This is a genomic window from Cyanobacterium sp. uoEpiScrs1, assembly GCF_947331815.1.
In the GTDB taxonomy this organism is placed as follows: Bacteria; Cyanobacteriota; Cyanobacteriia; order Cyanobacteriales; family Microcystaceae; genus Rippkaea.
The window spans coordinates 498,289-515,173 of the sequence record NZ_OX373462.1 but is presented as its reverse complement, the minus strand read 5'-3'; the positions used below and the strand labels follow the sequence as shown (position 1 = coordinate 515,173).

General features: G+C 34.2%; 11 protein-coding genes. 2 read left to right on the top strand and 9 right to left on the bottom strand.

Annotation, left to right across the window (positions count from 1 at the left end; translation table 11 throughout):
- Positions 1-431: 431 nt before the first annotated feature.
- On the top strand, positions 432-1,100 hold the full coding sequence (locus OXU93_RS01830; RefSeq protein ID WP_267384742.1) for a bifunctional 4-hydroxy-2-oxoglutarate aldolase/2-dehydro-3-deoxy-phosphogluconate aldolase: 669 nt from the start codon (positions 432-434) through the stop codon (positions 1,098-1,100).
- Between the two features lie 2,236 nt (positions 1,101-3,336).
- Here OXU93_RS01830 and fabD read toward each other — a convergent pair.
- From fabD to plsX, 3 genes are all read right to left on the bottom strand, one after another.
- Positions 3,337-4,212, bottom strand: coding sequence for an ACP S-malonyltransferase (fabD, locus tag OXU93_RS01825; protein ID WP_267384135.1), 876 nt, complete (start codon positions 4,210-4,212; stop codon positions 3,337-3,339).
- A gap of 41 nt (positions 4,213-4,253) precedes the next feature.
- Complete coding sequence (locus OXU93_RS01820) at positions 4,254-5,255, bottom strand: beta-ketoacyl-ACP synthase III (protein WP_267384134.1); 1,002 nt, start codon at positions 5,253-5,255, stop codon at positions 4,254-4,256.
- 79 nt (positions 5,256-5,334) lie between these two features.
- Positions 5,335-6,387 (bottom strand): phosphate acyltransferase PlsX, encoded by a 1,053-nt coding sequence (gene plsX, locus OXU93_RS01815; protein ID WP_267384133.1) that lies wholly within the window; start codon positions 6,385-6,387, stop codon positions 5,335-5,337.
- A gap of 165 nt (positions 6,388-6,552) precedes the next feature.
- On the opposite strand from plsX, the gene OXU93_RS01810 reads away from it, so the two are divergent.
- Positions 6,553-7,842: a D-alanyl-D-alanine carboxypeptidase gene (locus tag OXU93_RS01810; RefSeq protein ID WP_267384132.1), complete on the top strand. Its 1,290-nt coding sequence runs from the start codon at positions 6,553-6,555 to the stop codon at positions 7,840-7,842.
- A gap of 1,322 nt (positions 7,843-9,164) precedes the next feature.
- On the opposite strand, the gene OXU93_RS01805 is transcribed toward OXU93_RS01810, so the two are convergent.
- The 6 genes from OXU93_RS01805 to dnaJ all read right to left on the bottom strand — a co-directional run bounded on the left by OXU93_RS01805 (position 9,165) and on the right by dnaJ (position 16,831).
- The gene (locus tag OXU93_RS01805; RefSeq protein ID WP_267384131.1) at positions 9,165-9,332 is read right to left on the bottom strand and encodes a 50S ribosomal protein L32; all 168 of its coding nucleotides are present in this window, start codon (positions 9,330-9,332) and stop codon (positions 9,165-9,167) included.
- A 1,155-nt stretch (positions 9,333-10,487) separates the two neighbouring features.
- Positions 10,488-11,378, bottom strand: coding sequence for a 50S ribosomal protein L11 methyltransferase (prmA, locus tag OXU93_RS01800; RefSeq protein WP_267384130.1), 891 nt, complete (start codon positions 11,376-11,378; stop codon positions 10,488-10,490).
- A gap of 112 nt (positions 11,379-11,490) precedes the next feature.
- Positions 11,491-13,068: a phosphoglycerate dehydrogenase gene (gene serA / locus OXU93_RS01795; protein WP_267384129.1), complete on the bottom strand. Its 1,578-nt coding sequence runs from the start codon at positions 13,066-13,068 to the stop codon at positions 11,491-11,493.
- Between the two features lie 1,090 nt (positions 13,069-14,158).
- Positions 14,159-15,286, bottom strand: coding sequence for a small ribosomal subunit biogenesis GTPase RsgA (gene rsgA / locus OXU93_RS01790; RefSeq protein WP_267384128.1), 1,128 nt, complete (start codon positions 15,284-15,286; stop codon positions 14,159-14,161).
- 30 nt (positions 15,287-15,316) lie between these two features.
- Positions 15,317-15,556 carry a sulfurtransferase TusA family protein gene (locus OXU93_RS01785; RefSeq protein ID WP_267384127.1) on the bottom strand — a complete coding sequence of 80 codons (240 nt, stop codon included), beginning with the start codon at positions 15,554-15,556 and terminating at the stop codon, positions 15,317-15,319.
- A 144-nt stretch (positions 15,557-15,700) separates the two neighbouring features.
- Positions 15,701-16,831 carry a molecular chaperone DnaJ gene (gene dnaJ / locus OXU93_RS01780; RefSeq protein WP_267384126.1) on the bottom strand — a complete coding sequence of 377 codons (1,131 nt, stop codon included), beginning with the start codon at positions 16,829-16,831 and terminating at the stop codon, positions 15,701-15,703.
- Positions 16,832-16,885: the final 54 nt, after the last annotated feature.

Here is a 16,885-nt window from a genome sequence, read left to right as displayed (position 1 = left end):
CAGTTCATTAAACAAAACAAGAGTTGTCTAATCCAATGATTTTAATAACAAAAGACTCTAAGTCAACCACTTAATTTCACTTATAAAGATAAATCAAACAATATACTGGATTAGTAAATAAAAAATTACGCATTGATATACAGTAATTAAAATATTTTTTAGTACTTTATGACAAAGATATTTACTAGCTTATTTAATAAATATAGATTCAATTTCTTAAACTTTGTCTTTTTAACTTTTAGATAATATATTTTATAGAATGCGGTCTATTCTCATTTGACATATTTTTTGAATATAAAGGATTATTTAAGAAAAAACTTATAGAATATTGTTTATGTAATTTATTTTAATTGATATATTTTACTTGTATTAAATGTATGGAATGGTTAGACTAGATTGGGAAATTAATTATCTATCAAATAAAAAAGTTGATATTTTCAAACTCTTCTAAAGACCTTTCACTTTCTTGGCAAAATTTGCTCAGACAACATCGGGCTATTGCAGTCATCCGTACTAATAATTTAAATCTTGGCTTAAATATGGCCAAAGCCGTATCTGCCGGTGGAATTCGTCTAATTGAAATTACCTGGAATAGTGGAAGACCTGCACAATTAATTCGCCAAATTTGCCAAGAATTACCTAACTGTACTGTTGGAACAGGAACAATTTTAAACCTCGAACAGCTACAGGGGGCGATTGCAGCTAAGGTTCAATTTTGCTTTACCCCAAATGTCAACCCTATATTAATTCAAACCGCCATTAACGCTAGAATTCCCATAATTCCTGGTGCTTTATCTCCAACAGAAATTGTCACTGCTTGGCAATTAGGGGCTAGTTGCGTTAAGGTCTTTCCCATACAAGCAATGGGAGGAAGCTCTTATATTAAAGGGCTACAAGGTCCTTTAGGGTCTATTCCTCTTATCCCCACTGGTGGAGTAACCCTTGACAATGCTGCGGATTTTATTCAAGCAGGAGCAATCGCAGTAGGTTTATCGGGCCAATTATTCCCTAAGAATGCTATTGATAATAAAAATTGGGAAGTTATTACTCAAAAAGCTAAAATGTTACTTCAAAAACTTAAGCCTTTTTCTTCTATTTAAAATTTATTGTTTTACTATTTTTATTTAAGAAATAATTTCTGAAAATATAATAAACTTTTATTTGAAGTTATATAAATTTATATTCTATACCGAGGTAAGTTCAATATAAACTTATAAAGTGAATAGAAAATCTCAGTTATTTTCTACAATAAATATTTATTAATGTATTGTGCTATGAGTAAAAATTTTACCTTGATATCATAGTAATATTTTATAATTTAAACAACTATCATTAGGAGTTTGCATAGCATTATTATTCTATTTGCCGGTTGGCATATTTAGCAAAAAAATTTTTAGATATAGCCTCACAAGTTAAAATTGTATGGAATTATAAATCAGTTTGATAGTCAATAAAAATTGACTATAATTTTTTTAAAAAATCGAAAATATATTACTCAATATTCCTCTAAAAAGCTATGCTGATGAGCATTTTATAAAGCTATTTCTATTACAGATATAGGACAAAAATCTTGTTTAGGATAATATATAGGATTTATTATATATATATATATATATATATATTCAAAATTAATCATTAGTAAACTTTATTAAAATACATAATTAATTGTTATAAATTTCGTTTTACAATAAAAAATATCTATTTTAATAAGAGCTAGACTATAAATATAAATAAAATAATTAAGTTAAAAACTATATCAGAAAACCTTGGTTGATTCCCATATTTTAATTTGCTTAAATTCAAAAAACTAAATATTTATAATTAAGAAAATAATATTTATATTTAAATGTTTTAAAAAAGTTTTATCTTAAACAAGATGGGGTTAACTAAAAAAGATTAAATATTCTTCTTGTCGTTAAATATAAAAGTGGAGAACAAAGAAAAAAGTAGATTAAACAATAAAAATTTATTGATAATTTATTTCTAAAAATCAAAGATCTTGTAACTTTTAAAAGTTAGATAAATATATTACATTGTGATGAACTAAGAGTAAGACTTTGTTCAAAGATAAAAAATATTTTGAGTTTAACTGTAAAAATAATAACTACTGTATTATTATTTAATATATATGGAAGTTAACATATATATTATTGTTACTAAGTACTTAATAAATATTACTTAATAACAATAATATATTAGTTGGTTTTTAAACTGTTTTCAATACTTAGCTTGTTATTATTTATTGAGTTTTATAGTTTTTTATAAAATGACAATTATCAAGTTATATATAGCCAATATAGTTGGGCAATTTCTATGTAACAACATTATAAATTTTGACAGCTGATAATTAACAAAATATTTGTAACTAAAACACAAGAATACCTTATATTACCCTGATTAATTTGTATGAGAGTATAAATACAAAAACTATAAAAATATTTTAATCTTGAAAGAACTATATTCATAATAATAGTAAATGTACTATGAATACATAATGTTTGTATAGACAAATCAATTTCAATATCTAAGCTAATAGTAATTATTTATTGTGGCATAAAAACATTTTGCCAATTAAATTATTAGATAAAATTTAATCAAATAGATTGTATCTAATACATATAATAAATAAAACTAAATTGAGTATATAAGACATTAATATTATCCTATTATTCTATAATATATCTTTTAAATAGAAAATTCTAGATAAATTATTAGTAGTATTTAAAAATATTTATTATATTTTAAAGAGTATAAAAAGTTATTGTGTATCTTAACTAAAAAATATTATAAGCTATATCATTTATTAACAATTAACCAGAATAATATAATTTTATAAAAATAAGATTATATTATTCTTCTCAAGAAGATAGTAAAAACTGTTAATTTTAGTATTTTTTAACCCGTTCATAGAAACATTAATCTATATTTTTTATCCAAAAAATGTAAAAGATAAAGCGATATTGTATTTCTTAACTATTGTCAGTTTTTAACAATGAACTAACTAAATAAAATAGATAATAAAAACAAGCTTATGCCCCAACTAAGTTCGATAATCCTAGAAAGAAAGTTCTATGGCACTAATATTTTTTTTGTCAACTTATTCAAAGTTATATTTAAAAGATATGAATAGAGTATATAAGGCCGTAAACTCACTAATTTGGTCTATTACATCTGTATAGATACCTAGACCAATAGAAAAGTTGACCCACTTTATTCGGAAATACATAAGGGTCAAATATAACAAACAAATAAAAAAGGTAGAATTAGAATTATTCTGGACAAAGAACTTAGCTATAGTTTAGTTGAGCTCGACCATTTCTCTATTAATCAATTTAATTAGACCAAGTCTTTGAGACTACTAACATTAGCCAACTCCATACCGGGACAAGTGCGCTTAATTAAACCAGTTAAAACCTTTCCTGGACCGATCTCAATCCCCTGACTAATTTCTTCTTGACGCAACTGCAACATTATCTCCCGCCAACGAACAGAACTAGTCATCTGTTGAGTTAAATAAGCTTTTAAGACTTTCCCTGACTGAGTCGGATTAGGATTAACATTAGAAAGTACCGGAATTTGAGCATCAGTAAATTCATAAGCAGTCAGTAAAGTCTCAAATTGTTGAGCTGCTTTTTTCATTAACGGAGAATGGAATGCCCCAGATACTTTAAGAGGAACAGTTCGTTTAGCTTTAATCTTAGAGATAATTACATTGACTGCTTCAGGAGTTCCCGAAATAACTACCTGTTGCTCACTATTATCGTTAGCTAATACAACATCAGGGTTAGCTGTGATCGCCTCTTCTAATTGACCACGATCAAACTTCATTAAAGCGGCCATTGTTCCCCCAACAGCCTTATCCATCAATTGGGCACGATGTTGAACCAACTGCAATCCGGTAGCAAAATCAAATACTCCTGCCGCATACAAGGCTGAATATTCCCCTAAACTATGTCCAGCTACTAAATCAGGAGTGTGACCTGTCTCTCGGAATAGATCGACTAAAATACTTTCAACTACATACAAACACGGCTGAGTATAGAGAGTACGGGATAACTCCTTCTCATCGCCCCGACATTTCTCTAAAACAGACCAACCTAGAATCTGTTGTGCTTGTCCAAATTTAGTTTTGCCTATGAGAGTTTCTTGTAAATCTACCCCCATCCCAACAGTTTGTGATCCTTGCCCTGGAAATACCCACGCTATTTTCATTTGCTTTTATCAATAAATTTTCAAAATTTAATTAAAGGTGATTAAATACCCCAGCGAAAAATTACTGCACCCCAAGTCAACCCCGCTCCAAAACCTGAACTAGCAATGATATCCCCCATTTTAATTCTCCCATCTCTGACAGCTTCATCAAGAGCAATAGGAATGGAGGCGGCTGATGTGTTACCACATTCTTCTAGATTAGCAATGACCTTTTCTGAGGGAATATCTAGCCGTTGAGCCACTGCATGTATTATACGCTGATTGGCTTGATGTAAGATTAGCCAATCAATTTCTTCACTAGAAATGCCAGCACGAACTAGAGCTCTTTCGATAACTTCTGGCACTTTAACTACAGCAAAACGGTAAACTTCTCGTCCATTCATCGTGATGGGATGGTAACTTCCTTGACTGATATTAACCTTCTCTTTAAGGGTTTTCTGCTGTCCTTTGTAAGAAAGATTAAGGGAATGATGTTGCTTGCCATCACTGTACATATCAAACCCTAATAAACAATCTTCACGAAGGGTTGCTTGACAAACCACGGCACCTGCCCCATCGCCAAAGAGAACACATGTATTACGATCTGACCAGTCCATCCAACGGGAAAGGATATCTGCTCCAATCACTACTACCCGTTGATAAACCCCAGTACGAATAAATTGGGCAGCTGTAATTAATGCAAAAACAAAGCCAGAACATGCCGCAGTTAAATCAAAAGCTACCGCATTAGAGGCTCCTAATAAATGTTGTACTTTAGCCGCACTCCCGAATAAGTCATCGGGAGTAGAAGTCGCTAAGATAATTAGGTCAATGTCTCTTGGAGTCAGACCAGCCATAGTAATTGCTTCTTGAGCTGCTTGAGCCGAGATATCGCTAAGTGATGTATCTGGCGAAGCTAAATGCCGACGGCCGATTCCAGTGCGTGTCTGAATCCACTCATCGGAGGTATCAACAAGACGACTAAGGTCGTCATTAGTGATCACTTGAGGGGGTATGGATGAACCACAGCCCGTAATTGCGATTTTAGCTCCTAATGCGTTCAAAGATTTTCTCCTTGGGTCTCCCTGAAATATTTATAATTATTGGGGAGAATACTCCCCTAAAAGTCTTTCAGTGTCATTATTAAGGCTCAATATTTACTATGGCTGATCTATTCGCCATTTTATCGAGGTAAGTAGACTCATCGGACTGAATACGCTCAATAACTTTGTTATTAATAGCTTCTTTTGCCAAGCGGATCGCATTAAAAATTGATGGAGCTTGGGAGCTTCCATGGCTAATAATACAAATCCCAGCTACCCCAAACAATAGTGCACCTCCATGTTCAGCATGATCAACACGCTGTTTCAGCTTTTTCAGATTTGGCTTAAGGATTTGTCCACCAATTTTCCCACGCCATCCTCGAGGCAATTCCTCGCGCATAATTTGTAGAACTATTTCTCCAACAGCTTCCGCAAATTTAAGTAGAACATTTCCAACAAAGCCATCACAGACAATTACGTCAAACCGCCCTACAAGGACATCTCTTCCTTCTGCATTACCGATAAAAGGAATTTTTGGGTTGTTTTCTAATAATTCATAAGTTCGTAAAGCTAAATCATTGCCCTTACTAGACTCCTCGCCGATATTAAGTAAACCAACCTTGGGTTGGTCGACTCCCATTACATATTTGCTATAAATAGTCCCCATTAGAGCAAATTGTTCTAAATATTTGGGACGACAATCCACGTTAGCCCCTACATCTAAAATAATCACCGATTTACCTTCTAGTAGGGTAGGGAAGACAGCCCCAATTGCGGGACGATCAATGCCTTTGATGCGGCCTAAACGGAGAGAGGCAGCCGCCATGGCAGCCCCTGAATGTCCTGCCGAAACCACCGCATCAGCACGATTTTGTTTAACCAAATCCATAACTACGTTAATAGATGCCTTTGGTTTACGTCTAAGTCCCTTGAGTCCTTCGTTCATAGCGATTATCTCATTGGCCTCGACAATTTCGATATTAGGGGCATGAGCATGGTGTTTTAGGGAGTCTTGAATTTGTTGGTGATCGCCAACCAACAAAACGTTAACATCTAGCTCTTCAGAAGCTCGGATTGCTCCAGCGACAATTTCGCCAGGAGCGTGATCCCCTCCCATAGCGTCTACTGCAATTCTTGCGGTGGTTGCTGCCATTGAATCAAAGTGATATAAACCTTCAAAATTTTAACAGAAGCCCTGAAAAATCAGAATGGAAAGAATTCGCAATTTCACAATAGGCCAAACAAATAATGATAAAAAAAGAAAGACCAAAAAAATTAACATTACCTAAATTATCGCATGACGTGAGGTGATTTCAGAATGCAAGAACTATTCGGTTTGGCTATTGCTAACTTTTTAATAAATTTTTTAGGGCTTAATCCAGAACCGTTACAGCCAATTATGATAGCTGCCTGGCAACAGGCGGAAATTTTTAATGTTCCCATAAACTCTGATCCTATAGTAGAAGAAATTGTAGCCGACTATCTCCAAAACATCAGCTCCTTAGGTTTTTCTCTAGATAAACAAGGGGTTTGGATTCAATCAGACTGGGCTCATTTAGGACAACACCAGTCTAATATTCCTTTGTCTGCCGCGTCTTTGACTAAAATTGCTACTTCTATTGCTGCCTTAGAAACTTGGAACACAGATCATCGTTTTGAAACCCTAATTTATAGGACGGGTTCTCTCACAGATGGAGTCTTAAGAGGAGATTTGGTGATACAAGGAGGCGGTGATCCTTTATTTGTTTGGGAAGAAGCGATTGCCCTGGGTAATCAATTAAACAAATTAGGAATTAGTAAAGTAATAGGTGATTTGATCATAGTTGACAAGTTTTCTATGAACTTTAATCCTGATCCTCAAGTTTCAGGAGAACTGCTCAAGGTAGGCTTAGATAAATCTAGTTGGCGTAAAATTATCGAACAAAAGTATCAAAACCTCTTTTCAGATACTTCTCGTCCCCAAGTAGCGATCACCGGTAAAGTTCAATTTCAATCTAATCTCCCAGAAGATTCTAAATTACTAATCTGTCACCAGTCTTTAACTTTGGCCGAACTCCTTAAACAAATGAATCTTTACAGTAATAATGCCATGGCTGAAAGCTTAGCACAATCAGTAGGAGGAGCAACAATAGTAGCGCAGAAAGCTGCCAGGGCTGCTAATGTTCCTCTCGAAGAGATTCAGTTGATTAACGGCTCAGGATTGGGACTCGAAAACCGTATTTCTCCCCAAGCATCTGTTGCTATGTTGATTGGTATTCAGAAGAGGTTGGAAGAAAAACCTATCAATATCACAGATATTTTTCCAATGGTTGGACGAGACACTACTGGAACGGTAAAATTGCGTAATCTTCCAGACGGAGTTGCGGTTAAAACAGGGACCCTAGCCCAAGTAAGTGCCTTAGCTGGGGTGATACCTACGAAAGAACGAGGTCAAGTTTGGTTTTCTATAATTAACCATGGTTACAATATTGAGCGTTTTCGGGTTGAACAGGATAGATTCCTGCAGCGTTTAGCAGAGCATTGGCAACTGACTCATGTTTTATCTACTCAGAAAACTAAACCTTATTTGGGGGATCCTCAACGCAACAAGTTAAATACAAAAAGTTAAATTCTTAAGCTCAATTACTTTGATCTTTAGTAAAAATTAAACATATAACTTGGTTAATTTATCCAATAAGAACCATTGTATATAAATATATTAAAAAGATAATATTAATTATACAAGAATCATTTGCCAAAAAATAAAATTTAGTCAATAAATTAAGCTTATATTGCATAATTTTCTAGTAAAAAATTGTCACTTTACTATTTATTTTTTTTTGCTATTCCTTCAGTGATAATCTTTTTAAGATAAGTCATGAATATAAATTTATCTACTCACCATCCGATTATTCTTGTCTTGAGCGCGTATCAATACTATTATGATTGTTTTTTTGTTTAAAGTAAATTTATATATAGTCTTTTATCATTTTTACTCCAAAGAGAATAGGATTATTATCAGTTACTTTGTCTTTTGATGTTATGTATTTATATTCAAGATTAATTGATGGTAGTGATTATTTATTTAATTAACTAATATTAATTAAATAAATAATCACTAAAATAGTTAGTATTCTTTGAAATTGACTAAAAATAAGATTTAGCTGTATTTTACTTAAAGTCCATCTTTAAAAAAGTGTTAAATAATTAGTTTTCTATGTGAATAAGTTAAACAATTAATTATCCTTTACTAGGATAGTTAATTTCTGCTTACTTGTTAAATAATTTAAAATCTACAACATTAAAATTACTGTAAAAATATCAATATCTTATATAATATTTGTTAGTTTTTATTTTGTACAATGTCAATCATATTAAATAACAATTAACATTGCAGCAATAATCTTACTATTAACAGTATGCTTTACTTAATTAAAAGTATATTGCTATATTAAAAATAAAAATCATTGATTTGATATCTACCCTGTAGAGATATATCTTTAGTCATGCCTTTATATAATAGTTATTAGTAAAAAATTAACTAGTAAATAAATATCGTTAATGTTTTTAGTTTAAAATCTAATTTCTAGGACATCTATCTAGACAATCAGCATATTTATCACTATAACAATCACGCCTTTCTACTTATAGTTACATCAAAATAATTTGAGCTTTTAACAATCCAATCAATTTATTATTAAACAAAATACTCTGTAGCTATCGTCTGGTAATAATAGTAGATTGTCCATTTGTATTCAAAATAAACTACAATGATTGATCTTAATATAGCTAGTAATTATTTTTAATAACAGAAATGCCATCGAGGTTGCAATAGTATTTCCGCTTTAAAGATTATTAATCAATAAATTTAGGATAAATATGCCATTTTTTAAAGAAACAACAAGGCACACGACTAGAAAAATTTTTCTAGTCGTGTGCCTTGTTGTTTTGTTATTCTTCGTCGTCCTCGTCTTGGGGATAAACAAAAGTAGAACGCCCTGAAAGGACAGATTTGCCTAAAGATAAAGCCTTTTGGGCTTCTTTAGCTGCTTGTCTTTTCCAATGAGCCTTGCGTTGATCTCGTTTGAGAGTAGAGGTTTTCTTTTTTGGGACTGCCATAGTTCGTGTGAGCCTTATTATTGAGAAACTAGACAACTTTTCTATTTTAATCGGTCTAGTCTAAATTGGCCTGATCAACGAAATTTAAGTCATGTGAATGTTGACATTAAGTAAATTGTAAGAAGTTGAAAAACTTTCTAACAATCACTGTGATGTTGCTCTTTTTCAATATCTACTATAATTACAAGGACAAGGAGCTTATTTCTCACACTATTTCCATAAATTGATTACTCAACCCAAGGCCGTACTATAGTTTGGTTTGGTGTTAATCAGGCATCATAGTTCGATAAGCACATCGAAATTGCTTATCAAACTAAGCTTAACAGTTTTGCTTATCAAAAAAAAGCTTAGGAAATATCACCCGATGCAGCTCAGAAATTTTATAAATCGCTCGTTCCTGGGAAAACAACTTAACCAATTCATTTGACCATCATAATTTTTATAGTATCGTTCAGAACGATTACACACTGACAAAAGTGCACTTAGTGAGCTATCAAGGAAGAAAGGACTGTAAAGCTGATTTAAATTTAGTTCAAGGATGATGATATTTAGATATCATATGTAATTTACATGTTGTTTTATATGTATATTTCAGTATAAATCGTGCAAATTATTGTTTTAATATCTAATTTATAGCCAAACATTAATTAATTTTCATTGTAACAATCTAACAGTCTAGCTATAAGCTGGTTATAAAGATGAATATTTCAAACACAAGTCATAAACTTTATCGAAGATATTATTATTTTTGAGCTAATAAAGTAGTTTAAGTAAGTGGAGAACAAAAAAGTTATTTATGAATAATACTTATTAAATAATAAGTCAGCTTTAAGGTTAGTATAAACTTAATTTTTATCATTTAAAATATAGAGAGAAAGGATATTTTTATAAAATCTATTTGGAACTATTCACTTAATACTCACTAATGATAAGATTTATTATATTTGTTTATTAAAATGCCAAAAATATTAGAGACGCTACAAGTTGTTAATAACCATCTAAACAATTAAATATGTGAAATTTAACCAGATTGTATTTATAAATTTCAGAAACACAGAATCAGCGAAAATAAGTAGAACGTAATATTTTTGAAAAAGACAAATATTATTTCAAATAAATTTACTACCAGTGTATATTATTGTTTCTGCATCTCAACTAACTTTGTCGAATTTGGAAACAACACCATTCTTGTTGTTTCCAAAAAGCAGTCACAATCCAGCCATATTGTTCGAGGGTATCAGCAACCACCTGAGATTGATCAAGTAGAATGCCACTAAGAATGCCCCAAGCATTAGGTTTAACTAAACCTGTCAATTGGGGAATAAGCTCAACAATAACTTCGGCTAGTATATTACATAGAATACCGTCTACGCCTTCAGGAACTAAGTTTAAAATTTCTTGAACACTACCCTGGTTAATCACTAAGATAGACGGATCAATTTGATTGAGACGGCGATTATGACAGGCAGCATTTACTGCCAAAGGATCAGTATCCACCGCATAGAGCTTAGCAGCCCCTAATAAAATAGCCCCAATTGAGAGAATACCAGATCCAGAGCCAATATCTGCAATAATAGTTTCCCTGGTTGAGTCTGATAAGCACATTTCTAAAGATTTTAGACACAACTGCGTGGTGGGATGGGTTCCAGTGCCAAAAGCTGCTCCCGGATCAAGACGTAGAATGAGGTGGTCGCTTTTTTTTGGGGGGGTTAACCAAGCTGGATAGATCAGAAAATGCTCGCCTACTTTTGTTGGTTGCCAATTTTCTTTCCAGCTACTTGCCCAGTCTTCTTCCTCGATTAACCCCCAACTGGTTAATGGTGAAGGAAATCCTAACACCAAAGCATCATGTTGTAGTTCTAAAGATAGTGTGGCTAAATCCAAGGTTACTTCTTTGATTTTGGGAATATAAGCGTAAATCGAATAAAATTCTCCTTTTATCTCCCTTGCAGTACCAGAACAGCCAAATTGATCTAACCTCCAAAGAATGGACTCTTCCAAGTTGGGGTTACAAAGAATGCTAATTTCCCACCAGCTCATTGACATTAAAGATTTAAGTTAGTAATCGATAAGTAGCAAATTATCGATATGACAATATTTTAAGTGTTATTAGAGGATTTCCGATCATAACGGGAATCCTCTATGGAAATTGTCAACACTATAATTTAACTGTGTATGCATCCCGAATACCGGCTACTTTAGTAATTTCTGTCAGTAGTCCGTCAGGAAGGGGATCATCAAGACTCAAAGCCATTACCGCATCTCCACGAACGATTTTCCGTCCTACTTGCATACTAGCAATGTTCACATTAAAACTACCAAGTAGAGAACCAATTTTACCGATAATGCCTGGCATATCGCGGTGTACCGTGAATAACATATAGTTACTGGGAGGAACGTTAATTGGAAAACCATCCACATCGGTAATACGAATTTCTCCATCACTGAGTAATGCCCCTGTTACGGAATGTTCACCCATTGATCCTTGAGCTGCTAAGTGAAGAGATCCAGAATAGTCTCGAATTGTTGCATCACGAGTTTCAATAACTCTGATTCCTCGTTCTTTTGCTTCGATAGACGCATTAACATAATTTACCCGTTCGCGTAGAGCTCTGGATAGCAGTCCTTTTATAGAAGCAATGACAAGAGGCTGACTTTTATTGGTTGCCAATTCCCCTTGAAGCCTCACTGTTAAACGTTCAATTCGTCCTCCTGCCAATTGTCCGACTAAATTTCCCAAGGTTTCAGCTAGTTGTAAGTAGGGACGTAATTTTTCCATGACATCAGGAGTTAGCCCAGGAATATTAACAGCTGAACGGGCGGGCAGTCCCAATAACACATCTCGAATTTGTTCAGCCACATCAATCGCCACATTCACCTGTGCTTCGGCGGTGGACGCTCCTAAATGAGGAGTTAAGAGCACATTATTAAACTCTCGTAGTCCAGATTCTCCAAGAGGTTCTTCTTCAAATACGTCTAGGGCGGCTCCGGCAATTTTTTTGTTAGCAATTGCCTCAGCCAGGGCAGACTCATCAATAATTCCCCCACGCGCGCAATTGATCAAACGAGCTGTTGATTTCATTTTATTTAACGCTTCTGTGGAGATTAGATGTTCAGTTTCTGGCGTTTTAGGAATATGGAGAGTTATATAATCAGACTCAGTAAAAAGTAAATCCAGATCTACTAAGGTGCAACCTAATTGATCGGCACGTTCTTTAGAGATAAAGGGATCAAATGCCAATAATTTCATGCCCATGGATTTTGCGACATTAACTACATGGGAGCCAATTTTACCTAATCCCACAACCCCCAAGGTTTTTTTATAAATTTCAGCCCCAACAAACTTTTTTCGATCCCATTTTTTTTCCTTAACCGACTGATTCGCTTCGGGAATGTGTCGAGATAGGGATAACATCATAGCTAAGGTGTGTTCGGCGGCCGCAATAGTATTTCCTTCCGGGGAATTAACCACCACAATGCCTTGACGAGTAGCTGCCTTAACATCGATGTTATCAACACCAACTCCAGCGCGTCCGATGATTTTAAGTTGGGTTCCTGCTTCAATAATGGCTTGGGTTACTTGGGTTCCTGAACGAAGCATTAAGGCATTATATTCAGGAATGATTTTGACCAATTCTTCTGCAGGAAGTCCAGTTTTGATATCTACTTGCGCTACTTGAGACAAGATATCGATTCCAGCCTTATCAATGGTATCGGATACAAGAACTTTTGCCATGGTTATTCTATCTAGATCGCAGTTATCGGTGATGCTTGTGTTTGTTTATTCTCTTGTTGCCGTAGCTCATTGCTACCACAACTCCTACTCTAAAACCTTTTGAGTCCAAAGTTTCAAGAATGAAGGTTTATTCCGTAAGGATTTAGTTACTGTTAGGCAACTTTCTTCCCTAACCTTATTTTCATTATTTCACCTCATTTACCATACCTCATTACCTGATTTACTAACTCAATCTTTAATACAAAATTCACCGAATAACATACATCGTGTAAAGTTCCCATTTTTATTAATTTAGAGACGTCGCGCAACTAGAATAGTTTATTTGCCATCTTTAGCAATTTATGCTGGTTTCTTCAAAGTTTGTAAGTCAACTGCGATTGCTTTTAGGCTTCGTTTTTTTATCTGTCTTCAGGTTTAGTTTTTACTTGTTATAAAGTAATTGGCTTCATCAAATCGATAAATTTTATTTAGATGTCTCTAAAGTAACTCAAGAAACTAACCTGCTAACCGACTTTTATGAACCTTAAAACTAATAGTTTAAAAGTTAAGTTTTTGATTGTTTAAAGATTGTTAGTTTATACTTTTTTACAATATTTTTTTTCAAACTCTCTATATTTTTGCTTTTTAAAAGGATTAGAGTTTTTTATGAAAATTGACAATACATTTTATTTATAAAATATTACTTTTATTACTTATGTTATTGGTATAATTTATATCGATCTTACTTAAACAAATATATATTTTAATTTAGATTTTAAAATATATAGATTGATAAATAAAATTAAATATAGTTATCATGAAGCTACATAATTAGATACTAAAAATAAATAGCGACAACTAAAAAAATTACTAAATTAAAATTACAGCCATTGAAACCAGCACTCAGTAATCAATAAACAAGTGTAATGTAGAGTTACATAACTGTATATACTGGTTAAATGGTAACATTGAAGCTGTGGTTATTTATATAGAATTTACAATGAGTTATCTGACGATAAGTCCTTATTTTTTGCAGTATGAATAGTAGAAGAACAACCAATTCGACGAATACTATTTAACTAGTATTTACATTATTTGTCTGTGTATATTTTTATAAATCTTCATCTCTATGGGCAATGTCCTCTAAATTTTGCTTATCATATAATCCCTGCAAGGTTTGGTGTTTATCTCGGCGGGAACGACGGCGATATTTTTTACTTTCTAACTTAGGCTCGTAACATTCTCGTCCCAAAGTTTTTATTTTTAACTTCAAATTCGACTCTTGATCTCCTATTTTTTTTTCAGTCTCTTTTCTGTTAATGACTTCTTTTAGAAAGGTTGAATAATGTTCGTATCGTTCCCAATTATCATTAATGATACAATACGGTTCTCCCCGATGTAAACAGTCTTTAAATTGACAATTACCTGTCTTAAGTTGCCGCCTTGCTTCAGGGAAATATAAAACTAATTCCTGGGGACTACAGTCAAGATCAGGCTGATTAAATCCAGGAGTATCTGCTAAAAATCCTCCTCCTGGAAGTTCAAATAATTCTACATGGCGAGTGGTATGACGACCTTTGTCGAGTTTTCCTGAAACCTTAGATACTCTTTGGTTAACCTCTGGAATTAAAGCGTTAATTAAACTAGATTTACCGACCCCTGAAGGACCGGCTAGGATAGTAATCTTACCTTGTAAACGAGTATTTAAGTCTTCTAAACCCTGACGATTTAAAATACTAACAAAAGAAGGACTATAGCCCCATTGTTCAATACGTTTTTGCCATTCTTTCCGTTTATTGTCGACAATTAAATCTAACTTGTTTAAACATAAGCATAAGGATAAAGATGTTGATTCAGCTTTCACCAAAAATCGACTTAATTGCCAGGGATCGAGAGAAGGCTTTTCTAAAGCAAACACTACAAGGATTTGCTCCGCATTGGCTACAGATGGCCTAGATAATTCCGTTTTACGGGGAAGCACTTGAGCGATCACTCCTTGTCGATCCTGATAGTCTGGTTCTTCGATTACTACACGATCACCTACTATCACCTTTTGTCCAATTTTCTTTAAACGAGTGCGTCGGGTACATAATAAGGAAAAGGATTGTTCATAATCAACTATTTCAGATAATCGATCCAAGCGAACCTGATAGAAATTTGCTTGCGCAGCAGTTATAGTCCCCAAAGGTTGAGATAAACCAGAATAGGGAGTAACATCACGATAGATAAAATCACTCACACAATAATAGACTATAGATAATGACTCGTTCTAGAGACGGCAGACTTTCAAGGAGAAAAATTTCTGACGATTTTCAATAGTGTCAACATGATAACCTTCCATGGCTAGACTATCAGGGACTTGTTCGATAGGCTCTCCTGGATCGAGCCATACTTCTAATAGCAAACCAGGAGACATCTGTTGTAATTTTAGTTTAGTGCGAACAAAATTAATAGGACATGAAATCCCCCGCAAATCAAGTAGAGGAATCTCGGTAGCTGTTTGACTCATTTTTAGAATATTCCCACTGACCGTTTACTTTTCACTTCTTGCTTTTCTAGTAATCTAGATTTGATATTAGACAATTAAATTCTGAAAAAATCATAGCTCTTAAACTTCTAACTTTTAATAATAAAGTTAGGTTTTTTGAGTAGCTTATTTATGGTGAAATAAGCTACCCAAAAAACCTTCTAAACCGCCCTTCCCATGACTTTTACCCTTAATATGTGCCAATTGCTCGAGAAGTTCTCGTTCTTCTGTATTAATGCGGGTAGGAATTGAGATCTTCACAGTAATCAAATGATCTCCTCGAATGGAAGAGTTGCCTAACTTAGGAACTCCTCTATCTTCAAGCATCAATTCTGCATTAGGTTGAATTCCGGCAGGAATTTCTAATTCTTGGAGACCGTCAACTGTATTTATCTGAATAGTACAACCGAGGATCGCTTGTAGATAACTGATAGTAATTTCTGAGTGGATGTTCATTCCCTCACGGGTAAATTCCTTATCAGCTTCTACAAACAGGTAGACATAGAGATCTCCTGGGGTTCCTCCTCGCATTCCCGCATCACCTTCTTTAGCAACCCGTAGGCGGGTCCCATTGTCAACACCAGCAGGAATCGTAATTTTCAGTTTTTTTGTTTCTTGTTTGCGTCCACTGCCCCCACAAGCTTCACATTTTTCTTCAATAACTTCTCCGGACCCGTTACAGGTAGGACAAGTAGAAACTTGAGCAAAATTACCAAATGGGGTTCTGGTTGCCCGTCGGACTTGTCCTTGTCCATTACAGGTTGGACAGGTCTTAGCTCCAGTGCCTGGTTTAGCTCCGCTACCATTACAAACTTGACAGTTTTCTAGATGGGGAATACGGATTTCCTTTTCGCCCCCAAATACTGCCTCAGCAAAACCGAGTTTTAAATCAAGTCGGAGATCATCTCCTCTGCTAGTACTACTACCACGACGAGCCGTTCCGGCTCCTACTCCACCACCAAAACCACTAAAGATGGTTTCAAAAATATCAGCAAAGCCCCCCATATCACCATAGTCAAATCCGGCTGCTCCAGCACCACTGACTCCAGCTTCCCCAAATTGGTCGTATCTGGCACGGGTCTCTGGTTCTGATAGGACTTCATAAGCGCGGTTAATCTCCTTGAAACGTTCTTCTGCCACCGATTCTTTATTGATATCGGGATGGTATTGGCGCGCTAAACGACGATAGGCATGTTTAATTTCTTCTTTCTTGGCATTACGAGGGACACCAAGGATTTCATAATAGTCACCTGACATAGGGCATTGATCTCAATTATTGGGCTATTGGGTTTTAGAGATAAGCTTGATTTT